The following is a 21,385-nucleotide window of genomic DNA, read 5'->3' as shown; positions in this document are numbered from 1 at the left end:
CAATGACTTGATATCAAAAGGCCCGACTTCACTTGAATTGCCAACACTGACAACTGTCATTTTGCTGACACGCTTTTCTGAAGCTGCGCTATACCCCTCTAAACAGTTTCATCCGAGTTACATCATTCGGTCTGCGAGGCGCGCCAAAAATGGACGTGAGCGTATTTGGTACGGGGTATGTCGGGTTGATCCAGGCGGCCGCAATGGCCGACGTCGGACACCGCGTTTTGTGCATTGACATCGACCCGAACAAGATCCGGCAACTGCAACAGGCCGTACCGACCATCAGCGAGCCGGGGCTGTCCAATCTGCTCGAAGACAACATCAAGGCCGGACGCCTGTCGTTCAGTTCCCAGGCCAGCGACGCGGTCAATCACGGCGAGCTGATTTTCATCGCCGTCGGCACCCCCGCCGATGAAGACGGCTCGGCCGACCTGAGCCATGTGCTGGCCGTGACCCGGCAGATCGCCGACTTCATGGACAGCGACCGCACCCTGGTCATCAAGTCCACGGTGCCGGTGGGCACCGCCGACAAGGTGGCCGAATGCGCCCGCCAGGCATTGGCCCGGCGCGGCCTGAAACAGCTGAACGTGCGCGTGGTGTCCAACCCCGAGTTCCTCAAGGAAGGCAGCGCCCTGGCCGATTGCATGCGGCCGGACCGGATCATCGTCGGCACTGCCGACCCGGTGGCCCGCGACCAGATGACGGAGCTCTACGCGCCCTTTTGCCGCAACCACGAAAAACTGATGTTCATGGACAACCGCAGCGCCGAACTGACCAAGTACGCCGCCAATGCCATGCTCGCCACCCGCATCAGCTTCATGAACGAACTGGCCAACCTCACCGAACGGCTGGGCGCCGACATAGAAGCGGTGCGCAAGGGCATCGGCTCGGACCCGCGCATCGGTTATCACTTCATCTACCCCGGCTGCGGTTTCGGCGGTTCGTGCTTTCCCAAGGACCTGCGGGCCCTGCTGCACACCGCCGAACAAAGCGGCATGCCACTGCGCCTGCTGCGCAGCGTCACTGACGTCAACGACAGCCAGCGGCACATCCTCTTCGAGAAACTGGCGAAGCAATTCCCGGATGGCCTGGCCGGCAAATCGATTGCCATCTGGGGCCTGGCGTTCAAGCCCAACACCGATGACATGCGCGAAGCCCCCAGCCGCTACCTGATGGAAGCACTGTGGCGCGAAGGCGCCCGGGTCCAGGCCTATGACCCGGAAGCCATGTCCGAATGCCGCCGCCTCTACGGCTATCGCAAGGACCTGAACCTCTGTGCGACCCGCGATGACACCCTGGAAGACGCCGACGCCCTGGTGATCTGCACCGAGTGGAAGAACTTTCGCGTGGTGGATTTCGACCTGCTGGCCAGCAAGTTGCGCGCCCGGGTGATCATCGATGGCCGCAACCTGTACAACCCCGAACACCTGGCCGCCGCCGGGCTGTTGTATCGCGGTATCGGGCTGCGCCACACCGTGCCCGGTACCCCGGCACCAGGGCCACAAGCGTGAACATCCTGGTCACCGGCGCAGCCGGTTTCATCGGCGCCCATGTCGTGTTGCGGCTGCTGCGCGACGGCCATCGGGTGTGCGGGCTGGACAATTTCAACGACTACTACGACCCACAGCTCAAGCACGACCGCGTGGCCTGGGTGAACGACCAGGTCGGCACCTTCCCCTTGGCACGGCTCGACCTGGCCGACGCACCGGCCATCGACGAATTGTTCCAGGCCCGGCGCCCGGACGTGGTGATTCACCTCGCGGCCCAAGCCGGCGTGCGCTACTCCCTGGAAAACCCGCAGGCCTATGTCGACAGCAACATCACCGGCTTCCTGAACATCCTGGAAAGCTGCCGCCGGTATCCGGTCGAGCACCTGATCTACGCCTCCTCAAGCTCGGTATACGGCGCCAACCCGCGCACGCCTTATTCGGTGCAGGACAACGTCGATCATCCGCTGTCGCTGTACGCGGCCAGCAAAAAAGCCAATGAACTGATGGCCCATAGCTACAGCCACCTGTTTGGTATTCCCTGCACCGGCTTGCGGTTCTTTACGGTGTACGGCCCTTGGGGCCGGCCGGACATGTCGCCGATCCAGTTTGCCCGCGCCATTACCGAAGACCGTGTGCTGCAGCTGTTCAACCACGGCGAGCACCAGCGCGATTTCACCTACATCGACGACATCGTCGAAAGCATCGCCCGCCTGATCGAACATGCACCCCAGGTCACGCCCTTGCTGGATCACGAACAACCGGGCCCGGCCACCAGCCGCGCGCCCTGGCGGATCTACAACATCGGCGGGCAGCACCCGGTGGCGCTGCGCACCTATGTCGCGCTGCTGGAAAAACACCTGGGCCGCACCGCCCGCGTCGAACTGCTGCCCCTGCAAGCGGGCGATGTGCTCAACACCTGCGCCGACGCCAGCGACCTGGCGCGGGCCACCGGCTTCAAGCCGGGCATCGAACTGGACGACGGCCTGGGCCGCTTCATCCAGTGGTTCCTCGAGTATTACCTAGTGCCTGCCCACGCGCCGCTTGCGGCCCAATCTCAGCGGAGGAGTCTATGACCCGACATGAACAAATCATTGCGATCGATGCCCCCGGACGCGATAAGCGTGTCGATCCCGAGCACCGCAGGCGCCTGGATGCGGCCATTCACCGCCAAGGCCGTGGTTGGTTGACCGGTCGAGACGGCGGCCGGCCCTGGACGGTCTCGCGGACCAATCGGGTGGTAGCCGGCCTCGGCGCACTGGCGATCCTGGTGGTCTTCTGCCCGCTGTTGCTGGGCCTGGCACTGCTGGTCAAGTTTTCCAGCCCGGGCCCGGTGCTGTTCATACAGAAACGCACCGGCTATCGCGGTCGGGTGTTCGGCATGTACAAGTTCCGCACCATGGTCGCCGACGCCGAAGCCCTCAAGGAGTCGCTGCGCCACCTCAACAAACACGGCGCCGATGCCATCGATTTCAAGATCGACAACGACCCGCGCATCACGCCCATCGGCCGGTTCCTGCGTCGCAGCAGCCTCGACGAACTGCCGAACCTGATCAACGTAGTGACCGGCGACATGCGCCTGGTGGGCCCACGGCCGACCTCGTTCAACGCCTATCGCTACAAGGACAACCATCTTGTGCGCCTGAGCATCTACCCCGGCATGACCGGCCTGTGGCAGATCTCCGGACGCAGCAATATCGACTTCGACCAGCGCGTGGAATTGGACCTCAGCTATATCGCTGAACAAAGCCTGTGGCTGGACTTGAAGATCCTGATGCTTACCCCCTTCAAAGTTTTCAGCGGCCACGGAGCGAGTTAAATGGACGGTTCAACGAATATCCTGACCATAGCCAGCCCGAGCGAGACCAACCTGACCTCGACCGTGCTCGACCCTTCCCTGCGGACCCTGCTCTTGACGTCCGCCAACACAGGCACCGGCACCAGCACCAGCGCCATGGCACTGGCCGCTCAGCTGGCGCAGATGAGCAACGGTCGCGTCCTGCTGGTGGATGCCAGCCAGTCACCGCGCAACCTCAGCCAGCAACTGGCGTTGCACAAGGAACGCGGTTTCACCGACCTGCTGTTCAACAGCCTCGCCCCACCCCTGTTGCAGGACTGCGTGGTGCAGGCGTCCAGCCTGCCCTTCGACGTGCTGCCCCACGGTCGCCTGGGTCGCAATGCCGAGCGCCTGAGCCCCGAGCGCCTGCGCCCGCTGTTCAAGCAACTGGCGGCGCAGTACCGCTTTGTGGTGATCGACGCCGACGCGGTGTATTCGGCCAGCGACACGCTGGTGCTCAGCACCCAGGTGGATGGCGTGGTGCTGGTGGTGCGCGGTGAAGACACCCGCTGGGAAGTGGCCCAGGCCGCCCGCCAGCGCCTGTCCCAAGCGGGCGCGAAAGTGGTCGGCAGCGTGTTCAACCGACGCAAGTACTACATGCCCAAGTGGCTCTACAACAACCTGTAAGCCTGCAAAAGGATGACGAGATGAACGCCAGAATGCTTGTCCTGCTGTTGCTGCCGCTTGCCGGTTGCTCCAGCACCAGCGATACCCGCTCGATGCCGGTGCAGATCCTCACGGCCGCACCGGCCAACGCCCAGGCCACCGACATGCCCAAGGTCGAACAGACCCTGCGGCCCCAGGACGTGCTGGATGTGATCTTCCACATCAGCACCACCGGGCCCCAGGCCTATCGGGTGCAGGCGGGCGACCAGGTGGCGCTGAACTTCACCGCCGCCAGCCAGCTCAACGGCACGCAACAGGTGATGCCCGACGGCAGCATCGAACTGCCAGGGGCCAACACCTCGGTGAAAGTCGCCGGCCTGACCACCGACGAAGCCCGTCTGGCGGTCCAGCGCGCCTATGACCAGAAGATGCTGTTCCAACCCAATCGCAACCAATTGACGGTAATGGTGACCAGCCCGCTGAGCAGCGAGACGAACCTGCGCAACACCTTGACCCACCCAGCCACCGGCATGAGCCGGGAGATCATCGTGGGCCGGGATGGTTACGCAAGCTTCCCGGAAATCGGTTCCGTGCCGCTGCAAGGCATGACCGTGACCCAACTGGAAACCTTCCTCAACGAGCGCTACGCCCAGTTGCCAGGCCACATGACCGTCGACGTGCTGCTCAAGTCCACCGCCGGCAACGAGATCTATGTCCTCGGTGAGGTGGCGCAGCCTGGTTCCTACCCGATCCGCCGGCCCATCTCGGTCCTCGAGGCCCTGACCCTGGCTCGTGGCACCAACGTCAAGGCCCGGCTCGACTCGGTGGTGATCATGCGGCGCAACGGCAACCAGGTCGAAGCCCGCCACTATGACGTGGAAAAAGCCCTGAGCGGCGATGCCTCGCAGATCGCCTACCTGCAGCCGGAAGACATGCTGTACGTGCCCAAGACCGGCCTGGCCAAAGCCGGTGAAATGGCTCGGCAACTGGCCGACGTGGTGCTGTTCCAGGGCGTTGGCGTCAGCCTCGGCTACCGCCTCGACAACAAAAGCAGCGACAGCAACTGACCCAGGTGACCGATCATGAACCCCAAGGAAAACTATCTGCACGAGTTCTTCAGGATCTTCTTCGCCAACAAGCAGTGGGTGAAGCGCGTCTTCCTGATCTTCGCCGTGATCGCCCTGGTGCTGCCGTTGATGCTCAAGCAGAGCTTCGACATCACCGCCCAGGTGATCGTCCAGTCGAAAAAACTCTCCCAGGGCGACGCCACCACGTCGCTGAACCAGGAAAACGCCACCTTCATCCCGCCGTCCCTGGCGGACATGGAAACCGAGAGCAATATCCTGCGCTCACCGGCGTTGATCCGGCAAACCATCAGTGCCCTGCGCGACCAGGGCGACTACACCCCAAGCCCAGGCATTCTCAACAAATGGGTGAGCGAGCCACTCAAGAAGTACATCACCCAGCCCCTGCGTGAGTACGTCATCAACCCGCTGCGCGATGGCCTGGGCCTGGAGGTCGATCCGGTGCGCGACACCGTGCTCGATACGCTGACCGACGAGGCCATCGAAAACCTGAAGATCGAGACCCTGCCCGGCTCCAACGTCATTTCCATCGTCTACAGTTTCGGCGACCCGGCCCAGGGCACCCGATTCGTGGCGCAATTGCTGCAGAACTACCTCAGCAACCGCCAGGACCTGCAATCGATCGAACTGCCACAGACCTTCTACGAGCAGAAGAAAGCCCAATACCAGACCCGCCTCGACGGCCTGGAAGGCACCCGGCTGGGGCTGCTGGAAAACATCGGTTCGTCCGATCCCAAGGAAGAAATCACCTTCCGCCTGAACGCCATCAACACCGAAGAACAGGCCCTGAACCTGTATCAGGATCGCCTGCTGCAAAGCCAACGCTGGCTCGATTACCTCAAGACCAGCCTGGCGGCGGCGAACAGCTCCCGGTTCAACGACTACACCTTCCCGTTCACCTTCACCACCACCGTGGACAACATTGCCTTCGAGGACCGGGAGATCAAACAACTGGGCGAGCAACTGACCAGCCAGGTCAGCCGCTACATGAATGACCTGGCGATCTTCCAGCCCAGCAGCGAACCGATGTTGCTGGCCCGGGAACAGATCGTCCGCACGCGCCAGCAGTTCCTGAAAGTGGTCAACAACCGGATCCAGGAACGCACCACCGATCTGGCAGTGGTCAGTTCGGTGATCAATCAGAAAGTCGAACGCATCGCCGCCTTCAAGGAGCGCATCCATCAGTTGCAGGAAACCCAAAGCAAGCTGCGGCAAATGGACACCGAGATCAACGCCTTGCATGCAGCCTTCTCCACCTACGCCCAGCGCTTCGCCGAAGCCAGCACCGCGCGCTCGCTGGACAACGACCTGTCCAACGCCCGGGTCCTGAGCCCGCCGTTCGAACCGACCGCTGCGGCCTTTCCCAAGCCGATGCTGATCATTGTCTTCGGCATGTTCAGCGGCCTGCTGCTGGCGATCGCCCTGGTCTATGTGCGTGAGTTCTTCGATCACCGCTTCAAGCACCCAGCGCAAATCACCCGGCAGTTGGAAGTGCCGGTGCTGCTGGTGATCAACGAACAGTCCCCCGAGCAGGTCAATCCGCACCGCAACTGGAGCCTGCCCAGCCTTGTCCATTGGGTGCGAAATTGAACGCGCCGTTCGACCCGCCCCACCACAGCAGCCCCCTGTCGATCATTCATCTGCTCGACAGCGGTGGCTTCTATGGGGCCGAGCGGATGCTGCTCGATCATTGCCTGGCAACGCCCGGACAGCACGAGGTGCTGTTCCTGGCGGCGCCACCGACGTTGATCACACGCTTTCGCCAAGCTGGGGTCGATTGCCGTCACTGCGCCAGTTGGGCCGAGCTGTTGCAGCACCTGCGCCAGCGCCGGGACGAGCGACCGCTGATCAACACCCACAACTTCAAAGGGCTGTTGTTCGGCTGGTCGGCGGCCACGCTGCTGCGCCTGCCGCTGGTGATCACCCAGCATGGCTTCACGCCGCGCAGCCCCAAACAACGTTTCTACACCTGGCTGAGCCTGCAACTGTGCCGCACCGCCTCGGTCAAGCGAGTGGTCTGCGTGGCCGAGAGCATCGCCACGCTGCACCGCCGGGCCAGCGTACGGGCGGAAAAACTCGACGTGATCCCCAACGGCCTGCCAGCGGCCAGCACGCCACTGGCCCACCGCATCGACCAGCAACGCTGGCGGGTCGGCTACGTCGGCCGTTTGAGCAGCGAGAAAGGCCCGGACCTATTCCTCGACGCCATGATCCCCCTGTGCCAGCGGCATTCGTCGCTGCACGCGGTGATGCTCGGCGACGGCCCGGAACGCCAGGTGCTGCTCAAGCGCATCACCGACGCCGGGCTGCCCACGCGCATCGAATTACCCGGCTACCAGACCGACATGAACGCCTGGTGGAGTCGCCTCGACGCGCTGGTGATCAGCTCGCGCACCGAAGGCACCCCGATGATTCTGCTCGAAGCCATGCAGGCCGGCGTGCCAGTGGTGGCGTTCGGTGTCGGCGGCATTCCCGACGTGTTGCAGGACCGCCATAACGGCCTGCTCGCGGCACCGGCCGACAGTGCGGACCTGGCGGCGCAGATCGAAACGCTGTTCAGCGAACCGCCCCTGGCGCGGATCCTGGCCGACAACGCACGCCGCACCCAACAGGATCGCTACGACCTGCGCACGCTGGCCGAACGCTGGTCGCAGCTATACATCCGCACGGCACGGGAGGCTCGCTCATGATTGTCCCACTCTCGATCGTCAGCCTGCTGGGCCTGGTGTGCCTGGCGTTGCTGGCCAGCCCTTATCCGTTCCTCGCCCCGGGCGCGGTGCTCGGCCTGGTCGGCGTCGCCGTGCTGTACCGCAAGCCCGGCTGGGGTTTGCTGGGTATTGCCGCGCTGGTGCCATTCGAAGGCCTGTTCAAGGACAACGCGTTTTCCGGCAGCAAGTTCTTTGGCCTGGCGCTGATCCTGATCCTGATGCTGCAACTGGCCCTGCACCAGATTCCCGCGACACGCTTGCGCAGCAATATCTGGAAGCCTCTGATCGGTTTCATGATGCTGTACGGCCTGAGCCTGTTGATCTCGGAAAACATGGACCTGTCCCTGACCCATCTGCGAGAGCTGACGGTGGGGCTGATTCTATTCGTGATCACTTTGCTGATCGGTCGCGAACTGAACCTGGACCTGTTCGCCCGCCTGATGACGGTGAGCGTCTCCACCACGTGCGTGCTCGCGATGTTCTCGGTCAAATATCAGGATCAGGGCCGCGCTTCCGGCCTGCTGGAAGACCCCAACGCCTTTGCGCTGTTGATTGCGTTCACCGTACCGCTGGCCTTGTGGCTGGTACTGCGCAGTCCGAACTTGTTGCACCGATTGTTCTGGAGCGGGGGTTTCATCCTGTTGCTGGGCGGCATGACCAAGACCGAGTCGCGTTCCGGACTGGTGGTGCTGTTGCTCAGCCTGGTGATCGGCTTGTACCACTATCGTGCGCAGCTGCCGCGTATCCGTCCGCGGCACCTGGGCTTCGCCATGCTTGGGCTGGCACTGTTGATTCCCCTGGCGGTCGCGGTGATGCCCGCCGGCTACGTGGCACGCATCCAGTCGTTGAGCATCCTCAGCGCCGGCGTCAATGCCCACAAGGACGAATCCCTGGGCCGCCGCGCCTCGTACATCCTGGTCGGCAGCCAGATGATCCGCGAGAACCCGATACTCGGGTCAGGGCCTGGAACCTTTCCCCTGCACTACGCCCCCACCGGCTATGCCAAGGCGTTCTCGGCCAACCGCAAGCTGGGGGACCTGTATCGCCGGGCCCATAACACCTACCTGGAAATCTTCAGCGAAATCGGCGTGCCGGGCGGGCTGATGTTCGTCGGCATGCTTGGCCTTGGCCTGTACAACCTGCTGCACGCCCGTCGGCTCTGGCTGCAGCGCCGCGACTGGGCGCAGGCGGACCTGCTGACGCACCTGGGCATGAGTTTCCTGTCCCTGGGGCTGTTCCTGATGTTTCTCAGTGCGCCGAACCACAAATTGCTGTGGATCATGCTCGCCCTCACCAGCGTGTTGCGCTACGACGCCGAACAGGCCGCGCCACAGGAGGCTCGTCCATGAGTGGCATCAGCATTGTGATCCCGATGTACAACGAGGCCCGGCACATCGGCCGGACCCTGCAGGCGGCCCGGGAAGCGGCCCGCCAGGCAGGCTTGGCGTGCGAGTTGATCGTGGTGGACAACGGCTCCGACGACCACGGCCCGCGCATTGCCAACGAGCTGGGCGCCCGGGTGCTGATCGTCCCGGGCGTGCACATCGGCGCCCTGCGCAATCGCGGCGCGGCCCTCGCCAGCGGCGACTGGCTGGCGTTCATCGACGCCGACATCGAGATGCCGGCCGACTGGCTCAAGCTGTTGCTGGAGCTTGAAGGCCACCAGGGCGATGTACTGGGCCTGGACCTGGACACGCCCCGGCAGGCACCGTGGTTCGCCGAAGCCTGGCAGCGCCGCAGTCAACGTCCGGGGTCACGCCTCTTGCATCGGGTGCAGTGGCTGCCCAGCGCCAACCTGTTGATGCGCCGCAATTGGTTCGAACGGGTCGGCGGCTTCGACGAAACCCTGCGTACCGGCGAAGACAAGGATTTTTCCCTGCGCCTGTGCCAGGCCGACGCGCAATTGCTGTTGGTCAACGAAAGCGTGGCCCTGCACTGGGGCTACGAAGGCAGTTGGCGCGAGTGGATGAGCAAGGAGCTGTGGCGCCAGGGCAGTCATCTGCAATTGCTGCGCAGCCATGGCCCGAGCCTGCGCCTGCTGCGCTTCCCGGCCCTGTCCGTCGGCGCTTGGTGCTTGGACCTACTGGCCCTGCTCGCGGTGCTCCAGGGGCAGTTGCACCTGGCGCTGATGCTGTTGCTGGTCACTGCGCTGCCGCCTCTGCTGCTGAGCCTGCGCCAGAGCCGGCGCGACCCGCGCCTGACCCTGCAATTGTGGGCTTTGCATGGGGTGCGCCTGCACCTGACCGGCGCCGCCTTGCTGCTCAACCTGTGTCATTGGAACGTCAGGAGACCTGCCCGTGGCTGAGTTCATTTATTGGTCGTGCCTGCTGCTGCCGGTGTACGCGTACCTCGGTTATCCCTTGATGCTGAGCCTGCTGGCGCCGCTGTTTCCGCTGCGGCGCTATGGCAAGGCGTTGCCGATGGACGTGAGCATCGTCATTGCCGCCCACAACGAGGCGCGGCATATCGAGGAGAAGCTGCGCACCTTGCTCGCCCAGGATTACCAGGCGCACTCGCTGCAAATCATCCTCGCCAGTGATGGTTCCACCGACGACACGGTGGCTTGCGCGCGCAAGGTGATCGACCCGCGCATCACCGTGCTCGACCTGCCGCGCCAGGGCAAGGCCGCCGCCCTCAATACCGGTGTCGCCCACAGCCGCGGCGAGATCCTGGTGTTCACCGACGCCGACAACCAATGGGCCGTCGATACCCTCGGCCACCTGCTGGCGCCCCTGGGCGATCCGGAAGTCGGCGCCTGTGCCGGGCACATGGAGATCCCGGTGCCGGGCAAGGGCCTGAGCCTGGGCGACAGCCTGTATCGCCATTACGAAGGCTGGTTGCGGCGGGTGGAGAGCCGCACCGGTTGCATGGTCTCGGCCGACGGTGCCTTGCTGGCCCTGCGTCGGGCGCTGTTCCAGCCGATCCCGGCCCAGGTCAACGACGACTTCTTCCTCAGCACCTGCGCGCCGGCCGCCGGCAAGTCCATCGTCTACGTGCCACAGGCCCGGGTCACCGACCAGGGCGTGGACGAGGCCGACAAGCAGTTTCGCCGGCGCCAGCGGGTCACCGTTGGCGGGTTGCAGAGCCTGGCCCAACGCCGGGAGCTGCTCAACCCTATGCGTCACGGGCTCTACGCCATCGGGCTGATCAGCCACAAATTGATCCGCCGCCTGGCGCCGGTGTTGCTGTTGCCCCTGTTGCTGAGCAATGCCTGGCTGTGGAACGACCATCCGTTCTACCGCCTGAGCCTGCTGGCGCAGCTGCTCGGCTACACCATGGCGCTGATCGGCTTGATGGATGCCGGCCACCGTTTGCCCCGGCCCTTTCGCCTGGCGGCGTTCGTGCTGGTGACGCTGGCGGGCATGAGCATAGGGCTCTGGCAGTTCCTGCGGGGTCATCGCTACAGCCAATGGAATCCCGAGCAGAATCGCTAAGGAGAAGAGCCGATGTCGATCAAACAAGTCTTCAAGCGCACCGGCGGCTGGCTGTACCTGAACACGTCCCTGGGCCGCCACCCCCTGCGTGGCGCCAGCGTGATCCTGATGCTGCATCGCGTACTGAACAACGACCGCGCCGCCGAATTGCCCCACCGCAACGAGCTGTGCGTGGGGCCCGATGCGTTTGAACACTTGCTGATCTGGCTGCTACGGCATTTCGAGTGTGTACCGCTGATGAGCTTGTTGCTGGCTGATCCTGAAAGCGTCCCGAACCGCCCTCGGGTGGCCCTGACCTTCGACGACGGCTGGCGCGACAACGCCATGAATGCCTTTCCGTTGCTGCGCCAATACCAGGTGCCGGCGAGCATTTTCCTGTCCACCGATTTCATCGGCAGTCGCCAGCACTTCTGGTGGGAAAGCATTGGCGAGACCCTGTGGGGCAGCCATGGCCAGGTGGCCCGACATTCGTTGATCGAGCACTTGCAGCACGCCGGCCGCCCGTTGCCGGTGCTGCTCGATGACATCGACGACGAGCGTCGCAGCCTGGCGTTGCTGCATTACCTGCAAAGCCTCAAGAGCCTCGATCCACGTACCTTGAGCGAGCTCACCGACGCCTGCCCGCAGGGTTCCCAACCCCAGGCCCTGGACTGGTCCCAGGTGCGCATGCTCGAGGATTCCGGCCTGATCCGCTTCGGCCCCCATGGTGCTAGCCACTCGATTCTGACCGGGCTGGACGACCAGCGCCTGCACGAAGAACTGACGCGCAGTTGGACGGCCCTGGAAAACGGCTGCGCCCAGCCCTTGCCGGTGTATTGCTACCCCAACGGCGATCACGATGCCCGCGTGCGCCAACAGGTGGCGGCCCACGGTTTTACCTTCGCCCTGGGCACCGAGGCGGGGCTGTATCGCAACGACGGCGACCCCTTGAACCTGCCGCGCTTCGGCGTCAGCCAGCGCAATGCCCATCATCCCGAATTACTGGCCTGGCGAATTCGCCGAGGGACACGCCCATGAGCCGTGCTCATTACCTCAAGCACCTGGCTCTGAGCATGGGCACGCGCCTGGCGATGATCGGCCTGCGCCTGCTGCGCAATGTGCTGTTGGCACGGATTCTCGGGCCCAGCGAACGGGGGTTGTTTGCCTTGCTCAGCACCCTGCCGGACCTGATCAGCGCCGCCACCAGCGGCGGCCTGAATTCCGCCGTGGGTTATCAAGCGGCGCAGCAGCGTTCAATGGGTTTGTTACTCAGCCAGGTGCTGGTGTTCGGTTGCCTGCTGGCCGGGTTGCTGACCTTGCTGGTGGTGGCGCTGGTGCGCGAGTTCGGCGGCGAACTGGACATCACCACGCAACTGGGATTGCTCGCCTGGCTGCTGTTGCTGGCCGTGCCGTTGACCGTGCTCAAGAGTGGCCTGCTGACGCTGCACAACGCCTCCGGTGGCGTGGGCGCCTTCAATGCCTTGCGCCTGCTGGAATCCCTGGCGCCCCTGCTGTTGTTTATCGCGCTGTTCTGGATGTGGAAAGACACGGCGCTGGAAGCGGCGCTGATCAGTTGGCTGGCAGGCCTGAGCCTGGTGGTGCTGGCCGGTTGGGTGTGGTTGCGCCGCGATCATGTGGTCACCCTGCGCTGGGATCGCAGCCGTCAGAACGAACTGCTGCGCTACGGCGCCCGCAGCCATCCGGACCTGCTGTTCCAGCAAGTGCTGCTGCGCTCGGATTTCCTGTTCATCGGTGCCCTGCTGGGCAGCACGGCCCTGGGTCACTACGCCATGGCCAGCGCCGCTGCCGAACTGCTGCTGATCGTGCCGGAAGCCGTCACCACGCCACTGATGAAACGCCTGCTGCAGCAAGACAGCGACATGCAGCGCCTGACCCCCCTGGCCCTGCGCCTGACCGCCACGGTGATGCTTGGCGCCTGCCTGACCATGGCGCTGATCGGCGAGTGGCTGATCGTCACCTTGTTCGGCATCGCCTATCAACCGGCCTATCCGGCCTTGCTGGCGTTGCTGCCAGGCCTGTTCGGGCTGTGCTACGCGAGCATCCTGCGCCTGGATCTGCTGGGCAAGGACCGACCCGGCACCGTGTCGCTGCTGATGGGCGTGGGCGCGCTGTTGAACCTGGCGCTGAACCTGATCCTGATTCCCCGCTACGGCATCGTCGGCGCTGCCGCCGCGTCGTCAATCGCCTACCTGTGCGTGACCCTGGCGCTGCTGGCGATGTACTGCCGCCTCAGCGGCGTGGCGCTGTGGCAGACACTGATCATCCTGCCCAGCGACTTGCTGCCGATGCGCCAGATGCTGCTGGGGAAATCGGCATGAGCAGGGTTGCCCGCCAAGCCGCCATCGCGAGCGAGCTCGCTCCCACAGGGTGCGGGGTTGTTCTTGTGGAAGCGGTGGGTCAGCTTGCGTCAATGGTGGATGTGCCGCCCTCTTCGCGAGCAAGCCCGCTCCCACAAAAACCTGGTGCCGAACACACTATCCGCGACCACCACAAATCAACTGTGGGAGCGAGCCTGCTCGCGATGGGGCCAGTACGGCATGGGTGGAAAATAGCCGCTGGGCTGTGCCTTTGGAGCCTGGCCTTGTTGGCCCATGGCGCGGCCATGCAATGGACCGGCATCCGCGACGGCAGCCTGTACTTGCAGACCGACCGCCCGGATCAAGTGACCGTGCGCTGGGTACCCGCCTGGCAGGCCAATGCCAACACAGAACACCTGTACCTGCTCAACGGCCAAGGGCGCCTGGTGGGTGAACGCCTGATCAAGGCCGCCGAGGAACGTGGCGAGCAGCAGTGGCCTTTGCTGCCGGGGGCCGCCAGCTATCGCCTGGAAATTCCCGGCTACAGTTTCCGCCGCTACACCGTCGAACACGACGCCCATACCCGGGCGCTGTTCGCACCGGCCAAGGTGCATTTCAATGCCGAAACCCACGACGGCGATGAGTTGTATTTCAAGGTCGCCCCCGGCGAACAGGCCGTACTGGCGGGCAAGTTCCACGGCGGCGTGCGCAGCCTGCAAGCCCGGCGCGTCACCGATGGCAAACAGGTGCAGTTGAACCTCAAGCCGTATCCAGCCTATGGACAGTTCGATCAAGTGGCATTGCCCGTCGCCAATGTCGAGCAAACCTGGCGCCTGCAATTGCAGGGCAACGGCAAGGCGGCATTCTGGCTGGATGGCACGGCGAACCTGTTCGCCCAAAACCCAGAGCATCTGCAACCGCTGCGCCAGGACCCGGGGCAGGCGCACCTGAAACTCTATGGCGATGTCCTGGGAACAACCCCGAAACTGGGGGTCTACCTGCCCTACGTCATGCCCCCGCCATCGGCCTACCCGGTGATCGAAGCCATCAAGCCCCAGGCCGCCAGCTACTACAGCCTGGTCGACATCACCGCAGACAGGCCGGACTATGAAAATCAGTTTCGGCGCCTGTACCAGGACCGCTTCGGCATCACCCGGGACATCACCCTGCTGGCCGGTAGCGCGCGCAAGGCCGACCTGCAGGCCGACCGCGTCAGCAACAACGGCTTGCAAGCCTGGCTCAAGGCGACCCGCGCCTTGGGCGGCAAAGGCATCCACTACCTCAGTTTCGCCGATGAGCCGAACCTCAACTACCCGGATTTCGCCAGCTACCAGCAGGTGTTCGAGAGCATGGCCAATCAGGTTCGCGCCATTCCCGCCAATGCCCGTGCCGGGGTACGCATTGCCATACCGGCCAGCTCCCGGTTCACCAATGGTCCTTTGGCGGAGAACGCCGTCGAGCGGCGCGGGATCGATTGGGCGCGGCGCTTGCTGGATAAATACGGTGACCAGATCGACGCCCTGGCCTGGCATGAATGGATGATCCGCGACCTGCTGGCGACCCGGGTCTATCGCAACAGCGTGCGCCGCGCCGCTGGCCTGGTGGGCCTGGACAGCAAGGGCCGGCCGAACAAGGCCTTGCTGCTGGACCAGACCAACATGTCCAGCGGCTCGAGCCTGAGCCCCTACGACCAGGAAACCCACTACGCCGCCCTGTGGTGGACGTCCGTGGTCATCAACGCCTCGGCCGACGGCTGGCTGGACATGCTCAACTGGTTCATGCTCGCCGACGAACCTGAGTACCCCAAAGGCATGGTGCGGGTGCTGGACAGCCAGCGTTTCGAACTCAAGCCGGTGGGCCTGGCCCAGCAGTTCATCCAACAGCATTGGCTCAACCAGGTGCTACGCCTGGATAACGACGCCTTCGAAGTCGACGTGCTGGCCATGGCCACCGACACGAGACGCAGCTTGCTGGGCGTGAACAAAAGCACGCGCCCGCAACAGGTCAGCCTGGACGGCGCGTCCTGCCCCCAGGCGCAAGCAGAGCTGGTGTATTTCGGCCCCGACAGTCAAAGCCGCAGCGCCCCGTTCAACTGCGAGGCCGGGCAGATCCGTTTTCTCCTGCCAGGAGAAACCGTGTTCGCCCTCGGCTGGACCGCCCTCTCTTTCCCCCCACCCGCCACCCGTCAGGAGGCACCATGAGCGTTCTGCAAGCATTACGTGATGGCATTCAGAAAAAAGGCCTGCGCGCCGTTCTCAAACAGTTGTTCAGGCGCTACGTGTTTTTCCACACCCGACTGGTGTGGCTGGAGCACGATGTGCGGACCCCACTCCCCCCGCATAACCTCAAGCCCTACCCACCGATGCGCCTGGAGTTCATCACGGTCAGCAATGCCGATGCTTTTGCCCGGCACTTCGGCGACCGCGTCGAAACCATGCGCGAGCTGGCAGCCGAAGGCTACACAGGTTTGATGTACCTGGATGCTCAGGGCGACACCGTGGGTTTCGCCTGGGCCAGCACACGAGACTATTTCGACCGCCATTTCTATCGCTGCAACTTCCCGATCAAGCCGGGTGAGTACTTTCAGTTCGGTGGCGAGATGATCCGCGCCTACTGGGGTTCCAGTATGTCGGCGGACATGCAGTTGGAAATGTGGAAAATCATGGTGGACAGCGGCTGCAACACAATGGTCGATGTCTGCGATTTGCAAAACACCCCGGCGATCAAGATGCACCTGCGCATGGGCTTCCAGGAGCGCGGCAAGATCACCCATGTGTATCGCCTGTTCGGTCGCTGGCGGTTTTTCCGCGACACGTTCTACCGCGGCTCGGCACTGAACGCCTTTCGCAAGCCGGCCCCGCCGCTTGCATCGACTGCGCCGGCCTGATGTCCATGGCAATCCAACTCCCCATTGCGAGCAAGCTCGCGATGGGGTCTTTCCCTAACCGGCCCCCGCCAGGAGGCACCATGAACGTTCTGCAAAAATTGCGTGATCGCATTCGGAAAAAAGGTCTGCGCGCCGTTCTAAATCAGCTGAGCAGGCACTACGTGTATTTCCACGAACAACTGGTGTGGATGGAGCGCGATCTGGTCAGCCCGATACGGCCCAACAACCTCAGGCCCTATACGCCGTTGCGCCGGGAGATCATTACCACCAGCAATGCCGATGCCTTCGCCAGGTACTTTGGCGACCGTGTCGAGACCATGCGCGAACTGGCTGCCGAAGGCCACACCGGGCTCATGTACCTGGACGACAAGGGCGACACCGTCGCTTTCATCTGGGGCAGTACACGAGACTATTTCGACCGCCATTTCTTTCGCTGCTGGTTCCCGGTCAAACCGGGCGAGTTCTTCGAGTTCGGCGGGGAGCTGTACCGCGCTTACTGGGGAACCCAGCTATCGGTGGATTTCCAGCTGGATCTGTGGAAAGCCATGGCCGAGCAGGGTTGCAACAAAGTGGTCGACGTCTTCGAGCTGAGCAACATCCCAGCCGTCAAGCTGCACCTGCGCATGGACTATCAGGAGCGCGGCCAGATCACCCACATGCATTGCTTGTTCGGCCGCTGGCGGTTCTTCCGTGACACGTTCTACACCGGCTCGGTCCTGGACTCTTTTCGTAAACCGGCCAAGCCGGTTCCATCCACTGCGGCGGCCTGACGTCCATGACCATCCGGTTCCAATGGTGTCGCTCCCTGGGCGCGGAGGACTTTCCTGTGTCAGCTTATGAACAGCTGCGAACCCAGGTGGCCGACGCAACACCGTTCAACACCCTGGCCTGGCTGCAAGCGGCGGAATTTGCCCTGTTGCCTGATCAGCAATTGCATGTATTACTGGGCTGGCAGGACCAGAATCTGTCGCTATGCCTGCCCCTGGTTTCGGGACGTGAGCGTATCGGCGGACTGCGGTTCCGGGTGGTGCATCACTTGGGTTACCCCTTGGCCGACCGCATCGCCCTGCTGGTGCGCCTGGATGCCGAAGGCATGGGCCAGGCGCTGATGCAGATCCGTCAGCAGGTGCCCCACGCGATGTTGCAACTCAATGAAGTGGTGGAGCCGGTCGGCGAGCAAAGCGTCCTGAGCGCGTGGATGGCACTGAGCTCCACCGGGGAGCGGCGGCTCAGTTGCCGGGTTCCGGTGCACTTGATCAGCGACAGTGATCATCGGGAAGTCTCTGGCGATCCACGCTACAAGCTGCGTCGGGCGCGCAAACGGATCGCCGCTTGCGGTGCCGAAATCCGCCGAGTGACACCGGACGCCATCAGCATGGGACAGCTGTTGCGAGCCCTGGCCGACGTCGAGGCCGCCAGCTGGAAGGGTGAGGAAGGTGTCGGCATTTTCGCCGACCCCAGGCGCCGGCAATGGATGAACCATGCCTTCACCGCCCTCGCCGCCCAAGGCCAGGTGCGGGTGGTGATGCTGGAGCTGAACGGTGAATGCATCAGTTATCGCCTCGGCCTGCTGGACCAAGGCCGATTGTATGACTACAACCTGGCGTTCCTGCCGCAGCACGCCGACCTGGGCAGCGGCCGGGTATTGCTCGAAGAGTGGATTCGCTGGGGGCTGGACGAAAACTGGCGATGGATCGATGCGTCACGGGTCAGTCTCGATAATTCCAGCCATCAATTGCACGAACGCATGACCGGACAACTGGAGCACTGGCGTTGGAGTTTTTATTCCTGGCACCCCGATGGCCTGATTCTCGGGCTCGCCTTGCGACTCTGGAAAAGTCTTAAACCCTGGCTTCGCAAACACTCCCCCCAAAAAACCACGGCGACAGATTCACCCTCTATCCCCAAGGAACAGGAGATCTCACATGCCCCGCCAAGTGATCATCAACGCTGACGACTTCGGGTTGTGCTTCAGTGAAAACGCGACAATCGTTCGAGCCTTCGAAGCAGGGCTGATCAGTTCCGCCACCATCATGGCCAATACGCCGGGCTTCGAACAGGCGTGTGTACTGGCCCGACTGCCCCGGCTCAAAGGGCGCATCGGGCTGCATTTCAATCTCAGCCATGGGCAGCCGCTAAGCCAGGCCATAAAGTCACGCCCGGCGTTTTGCGATGCGGACGGCCAGTTCAGCTTCAGCCTGTCACGCTATTGCCTGCATCTGGGCTCGAAGGACCTCGCCGCAATACAGGACGAACTCCAGGCGCAATGGCAACGCTGCCTGGACCACGGAGTGCGCCCAAGCCACCTCGACTCCCATCAGCACGTGCATAACATCTGGCCCATCGGAGCATTGGTGGCGCGCTTCGCTGCGCGGCAAGATGTGTCCATTCGCCTGGCGCGCAACCTCGGAGCCAACCTGAATATACCCAAGCGCATCTTCAAGACCTTACTCAACCGCCGCCTGCGTCGCTTATGCGGCGCCACGGCCGACTATGTCTGCACGCCAACCGACTTGCAGCACGCCGCCGCACCAGACCATGGCTTGCTGGAAGTGATTGTTCATCCAGTGCAACTGGACGGGGATTTCGGCGACACCTACCTGGCTCCCGGCTGCTCGTTGACCCAGGTGCTGCATCAGCGCCTGGCGGGGGTGCCGAAGGTAGGGTATGGCACCATTGAGCGGACGTTCGAGCTGGTTCAGCTCGAGGATGCGTAATGACCCCTCTGCCATGGAGGCTTGATTGTGAGAAGGGTGTCCTCCCCTAAAGGACTAGGGAACAAGGCTCAGGGTTTGGGGATTTTCCAGCGCCGAAAAGCGCGCTTCAGACGAATGACCGTCACAAATCCCTGCGCCGTTTTCGGAGAATCTGCTACAAGGCATCTTTGGTTTCAGTAGCGAATGGCATCGATGTCTTCACTCTTACTTTCTGGCCTGAGACGCCGCTGGTTGGCCTGGCTGTGCATGGGCGCATTGATGGTCGGCCTGCCGGTGGGCTGTGCTGTGTTGCAGCATAAGGAGCGGGAACTGGTCTTTCGCATCGAGCCGGGGACGGCGAGCTGGTTCAGTGGGCTGCCCAGCAGCGTGCAGGAGTTCGACCTCAAGCCAAAAAGCTTCAAGGCCGGGGAAAACATCCACGGCTGGTGGTGGCCGGCCGAACGCAAGAACGCGCCGGCCATCCTGTATTTGCACGGTGTGCGCTGGAATTTGACCGGCCAGTTGTTTCGTATCCAGCAACTGCGAGGGCTGGGCTATTCGGTGCTGGCCATCGACTACCGGGGCTTTGGCAAAAGCCAGGGAGACCTGCCATCGGAAGCGAGTGTCTATGAAGACGCGCGCATCGCCTGGGAGCGTCTCGCAGCGCTGCAACCAGACCCGAGCCTGCGGCTGATCTATGGTCATTCCCTGGGCGGCGCCGTCGCGGTGGATCTCGCTGCGCAGCTCGGTCAGCAGGCAGCGAAGGATGGCAAAGCCCAGGTCCGGGGCCTGGTGATCGAATCCACGTTCACCTCCCTGGGCGATGTCGCCACCTCGATGGCGAATACATCCCTGCCGGTACGCTGGTTGCTGTCGCAGAAGTTCGACTCCATCGACAAGATCGGCGAGATCAACATGCCGCTGCTGATTGTCCATGGCGCCGCCGACCGCTACGTGCCGCCACGCTTCAGTGAGCAACTGTTCAACGCCGCCCGGGAACCCAAGCGCCTGTTGCTGGTGCCCGGGGCGACGCATAACAACAGCATGAGCCTGGCGGGCAAAAACTACCGGCAGGCGTTGGACGCCCTGATGAAAAGCGCCCCCACCCCCGTGGCCGGAAACGCCACCACCGGCCCGGCCAAAGCGGGCTGAGCCATGGAAATACCCACGCCTTCTTGCGGGAAGCGGTGGGTCAGTCATGGAAATGTTGGGTGTGCCGCCGCCATCGCGAGCAAGCTCGCTCCCACAGTTTTTCGAGGTGTTCTCAACTGTGGGAGCGAGCTTGCTCGCGATGGCGGTGAGTCAGGCGACCATGAACCGTCAGGATCCCGCGCCAAACCGATCACGGCTGTTGGTCAGGTGCAACCACATGGCCGCGCGGGCGGCGTCCGGGTCCTGACGCTTGATCGCGTTGAAGATCGCCTCGTGCTCAAGGTTGGCCAACTGCGCCAGCTTGCTTAAATCGGCCTGGCCGCGCTCGGCCACGTTCACCCGGGTCCTGGGAATCATCGCACTGCCCAGGTGCTGCATGATTTCGACAAAACAGGCGTTGTCCGTGGCTTCGGCGATGAGCAGATGGAAACGCCGGTCGGCTTCGACACAGCTGTCGTTGTTGTTGGACAACCGCTGATAGTCATCCAGCGCCTGGCGCATCTGCTGCAACTGGTGTTCGCTGCGGCGCTGGGCCGCCAGGGCGACGGCCTGGGTCTCCAGGCCCAGGCGCAGTTCCAGGATCGCCCGCACTCCCGCCGCGGTGTCGACATTCAGGCGCAACCCTGGCTCGCCGGTTTGCGCCAGCACGAAGGTGCCGATGCCATGGCGGGTCTCTACCAGCCCCGAAGCCTGCAATTTGGAAATCGCCTCGCGCACCACCGTCCGGCTGACGCCATGGGCCTGCACGATGGCACCTTCCGATGGCAGCTTCTCACCCGGTTTCAACTGCCCCAGCAAGATGCTCTGGCTCAGCTTCGTCACCAGGTCATGGGCCAGGTTGTGGGTACGCTTGCGCGGGGGCGCGTCGGTGTCTTGCGGCATCGCCGGGGTTCCTTGAAAACAGGCTGACTGATCGTATCACCAGCGGGCGCCGGAAATCTCATTGTCAAGCCATTAACTTGTATGACAACACTCAAGCTCAGCCCATCCCAGCAAAAATCGCCCCTTCAAAAAACGGCTTCGCGCGAGCCAGGCAGACGCTGGATAAAATCACAATAGCCGGACAACCCCAACAAATACGCCATAAAAACGCCATTCACCTAATCCAATGATGCTGAAAAACTGCTTGTCATCCAAAAAAATCAAGTTGTATGATGTCTATCAACATCGGCACATGCACGATGCCCCGCATA

General features: G+C 63.1%; 19 protein-coding genes. 18 read left to right on the top strand and 1 reads right to left on the bottom strand.

The genetic code is table 11. The features are described 5' to 3' along the window. Positions 1–149 precede the first annotated feature (149 nt). The 18 genes from IB266_RS02850 (at position 150) to IB266_RS02765 (ending at position 20,192) form a co-directional block, all read left to right on the top strand. Positions 150–1,514, top strand: a complete 1,365-nt coding sequence (locus IB266_RS02850) for a UDP-glucose dehydrogenase family protein (protein ID WP_072405253.1) — start codon at positions 150–152, stop codon at positions 1,512–1,514. After that, positions 1,511–2,566 carry an NAD-dependent epimerase gene (locus tag IB266_RS02845; RefSeq protein ID WP_192260026.1) on the top strand — a complete coding sequence of 352 codons (1,056 nt, stop codon included), beginning with the start codon at positions 1,511–1,513 and terminating at the stop codon, positions 2,564–2,566. The genes IB266_RS02850 and IB266_RS02845 overlap by 4 nt, the downstream gene beginning before the upstream one ends. Then, positions 2,563–3,309, top strand: coding sequence for a sugar transferase (locus IB266_RS02840; protein ID WP_192260024.1), 747 nt, complete (start codon positions 2,563–2,565; stop codon positions 3,307–3,309). Before IB266_RS02845 ends, IB266_RS02840 begins: the two co-directional genes overlap by 4 nt. After that, a complete protein-coding gene (locus IB266_RS02835; RefSeq protein ID WP_060738218.1) occupies positions 3,310–3,954 on the top strand; it encodes a CpsD/CapB family tyrosine-protein kinase in 645 nt (214 codons plus the stop codon). Positions 3,955–3,974: 20 nt separating this feature from the next. Then, on the top strand, positions 3,975–5,000 hold the full coding sequence (locus IB266_RS02830) for a polysaccharide biosynthesis/export family protein (protein ID WP_192260022.1): 1,026 nt from the start codon (positions 3,975–3,977) through the stop codon (positions 4,998–5,000). A gap of 15 nt (positions 5,001–5,015) precedes the next feature. After that, entirely contained in the window at positions 5,016–6,608 is a 1,593-nt protein-coding gene (locus IB266_RS02825) for a GumC family protein (RefSeq protein ID WP_092327370.1), read from the top strand. Next, complete coding sequence (locus IB266_RS02820; protein WP_192260020.1) at positions 6,605–7,708, top strand: glycosyltransferase family 4 protein; 1,104 nt, start codon at positions 6,605–6,607, stop codon at positions 7,706–7,708. Before IB266_RS02825 ends, IB266_RS02820 begins: the two co-directional genes overlap by 4 nt. After that, positions 7,705–9,075: an O-antigen ligase family protein gene (locus IB266_RS02815; protein WP_192260018.1), complete on the top strand. Its 1,371-nt coding sequence runs from the start codon at positions 7,705–7,707 to the stop codon at positions 9,073–9,075. Before IB266_RS02820 ends, IB266_RS02815 begins: the two co-directional genes overlap by 4 nt. Beyond that, positions 9,072–10,031 (top strand): glycosyltransferase, encoded by a 960-nt coding sequence (locus IB266_RS02810; protein WP_192260016.1) that lies wholly within the window; start codon positions 9,072–9,074, stop codon positions 10,029–10,031. Before IB266_RS02815 ends, IB266_RS02810 begins: the two co-directional genes overlap by 4 nt. After that, a complete protein-coding gene (locus IB266_RS02805) occupies positions 10,024–11,160 on the top strand; it encodes a glycosyltransferase family 2 protein (protein ID WP_192260014.1) in 1,137 nt (378 codons plus the stop codon). Before IB266_RS02810 ends, IB266_RS02805 begins: the two co-directional genes overlap by 8 nt. Before the next feature lie 12 nt (positions 11,161–11,172). Next, complete coding sequence (locus IB266_RS02800; protein ID WP_192260012.1) at positions 11,173–12,177, top strand: polysaccharide deacetylase family protein; 1,005 nt, start codon at positions 11,173–11,175, stop codon at positions 12,175–12,177. Further along, entirely contained in the window at positions 12,174–13,478 is a 1,305-nt protein-coding gene (locus tag IB266_RS02795; protein WP_192260010.1) for a lipopolysaccharide biosynthesis protein, read from the top strand. The genes IB266_RS02800 and IB266_RS02795 overlap by 4 nt, the downstream gene beginning before the upstream one ends. Positions 13,479–13,681: 203 nt before the next feature. After that, positions 13,682–15,658 carry a hypothetical protein gene (locus IB266_RS02790; protein WP_412548281.1) on the top strand — a complete coding sequence of 659 codons (1,977 nt, stop codon included), beginning with the start codon at positions 13,682–13,684 and terminating at the stop codon, positions 15,656–15,658. Then, positions 15,655–16,344: a GNAT family N-acetyltransferase gene (locus IB266_RS02785; protein WP_192260008.1), complete on the top strand. Its 690-nt coding sequence runs from the start codon at positions 15,655–15,657 to the stop codon at positions 16,342–16,344. Before IB266_RS02790 ends, IB266_RS02785 begins: the two co-directional genes overlap by 4 nt. A gap of 80 nt (positions 16,345–16,424) precedes the next feature. Beyond that, on the top strand, positions 16,425–17,114 hold the full coding sequence (locus IB266_RS02780; protein WP_192260006.1) for an N-acetyltransferase: 690 nt from the start codon (positions 16,425–16,427) through the stop codon (positions 17,112–17,114). A 5-nt stretch (positions 17,115–17,119) separates the two neighbouring features. Further along, a complete protein-coding gene (locus IB266_RS02775) occupies positions 17,120–18,298 on the top strand; it encodes a GNAT family N-acetyltransferase (RefSeq protein WP_192260004.1) in 1,179 nt (392 codons plus the stop codon). Continuing rightward, on the top strand, positions 18,270–19,061 hold the full coding sequence (locus tag IB266_RS02770) for a carbohydrate deacetylase (RefSeq protein ID WP_192260002.1): 792 nt from the start codon (positions 18,270–18,272) through the stop codon (positions 19,059–19,061). Before IB266_RS02775 ends, IB266_RS02770 begins: the two co-directional genes overlap by 29 nt. Before the next feature lie 192 nt (positions 19,062–19,253). Then, on the top strand, positions 19,254–20,192 hold the full coding sequence (locus IB266_RS02765) for an alpha/beta hydrolase (RefSeq protein ID WP_192260000.1): 939 nt from the start codon (positions 19,254–19,256) through the stop codon (positions 20,190–20,192). A gap of 168 nt (positions 20,193–20,360) precedes the next feature. On the opposite strand, the gene IB266_RS02760 is transcribed toward IB266_RS02765, so the two are convergent. Continuing rightward, on the bottom strand, positions 20,361–21,074 hold the full coding sequence (locus tag IB266_RS02760) for a FadR/GntR family transcriptional regulator (protein ID WP_192259998.1): 714 nt from the start codon (positions 21,072–21,074) through the stop codon (positions 20,361–20,363). Positions 21,075–21,385 lie beyond the last annotated feature (311 nt).

The sequence above is a fragment of the Pseudomonas sp. Pdm06 genome (genome assembly GCF_014851795.1).
GTDB lineage: Bacteria > Pseudomonadota > Gammaproteobacteria > Pseudomonadales > Pseudomonadaceae > Aquipseudomonas > Aquipseudomonas fluorescens_AA.
This window is presented reverse-complemented; position numbering and strand designations above follow the sequence as displayed.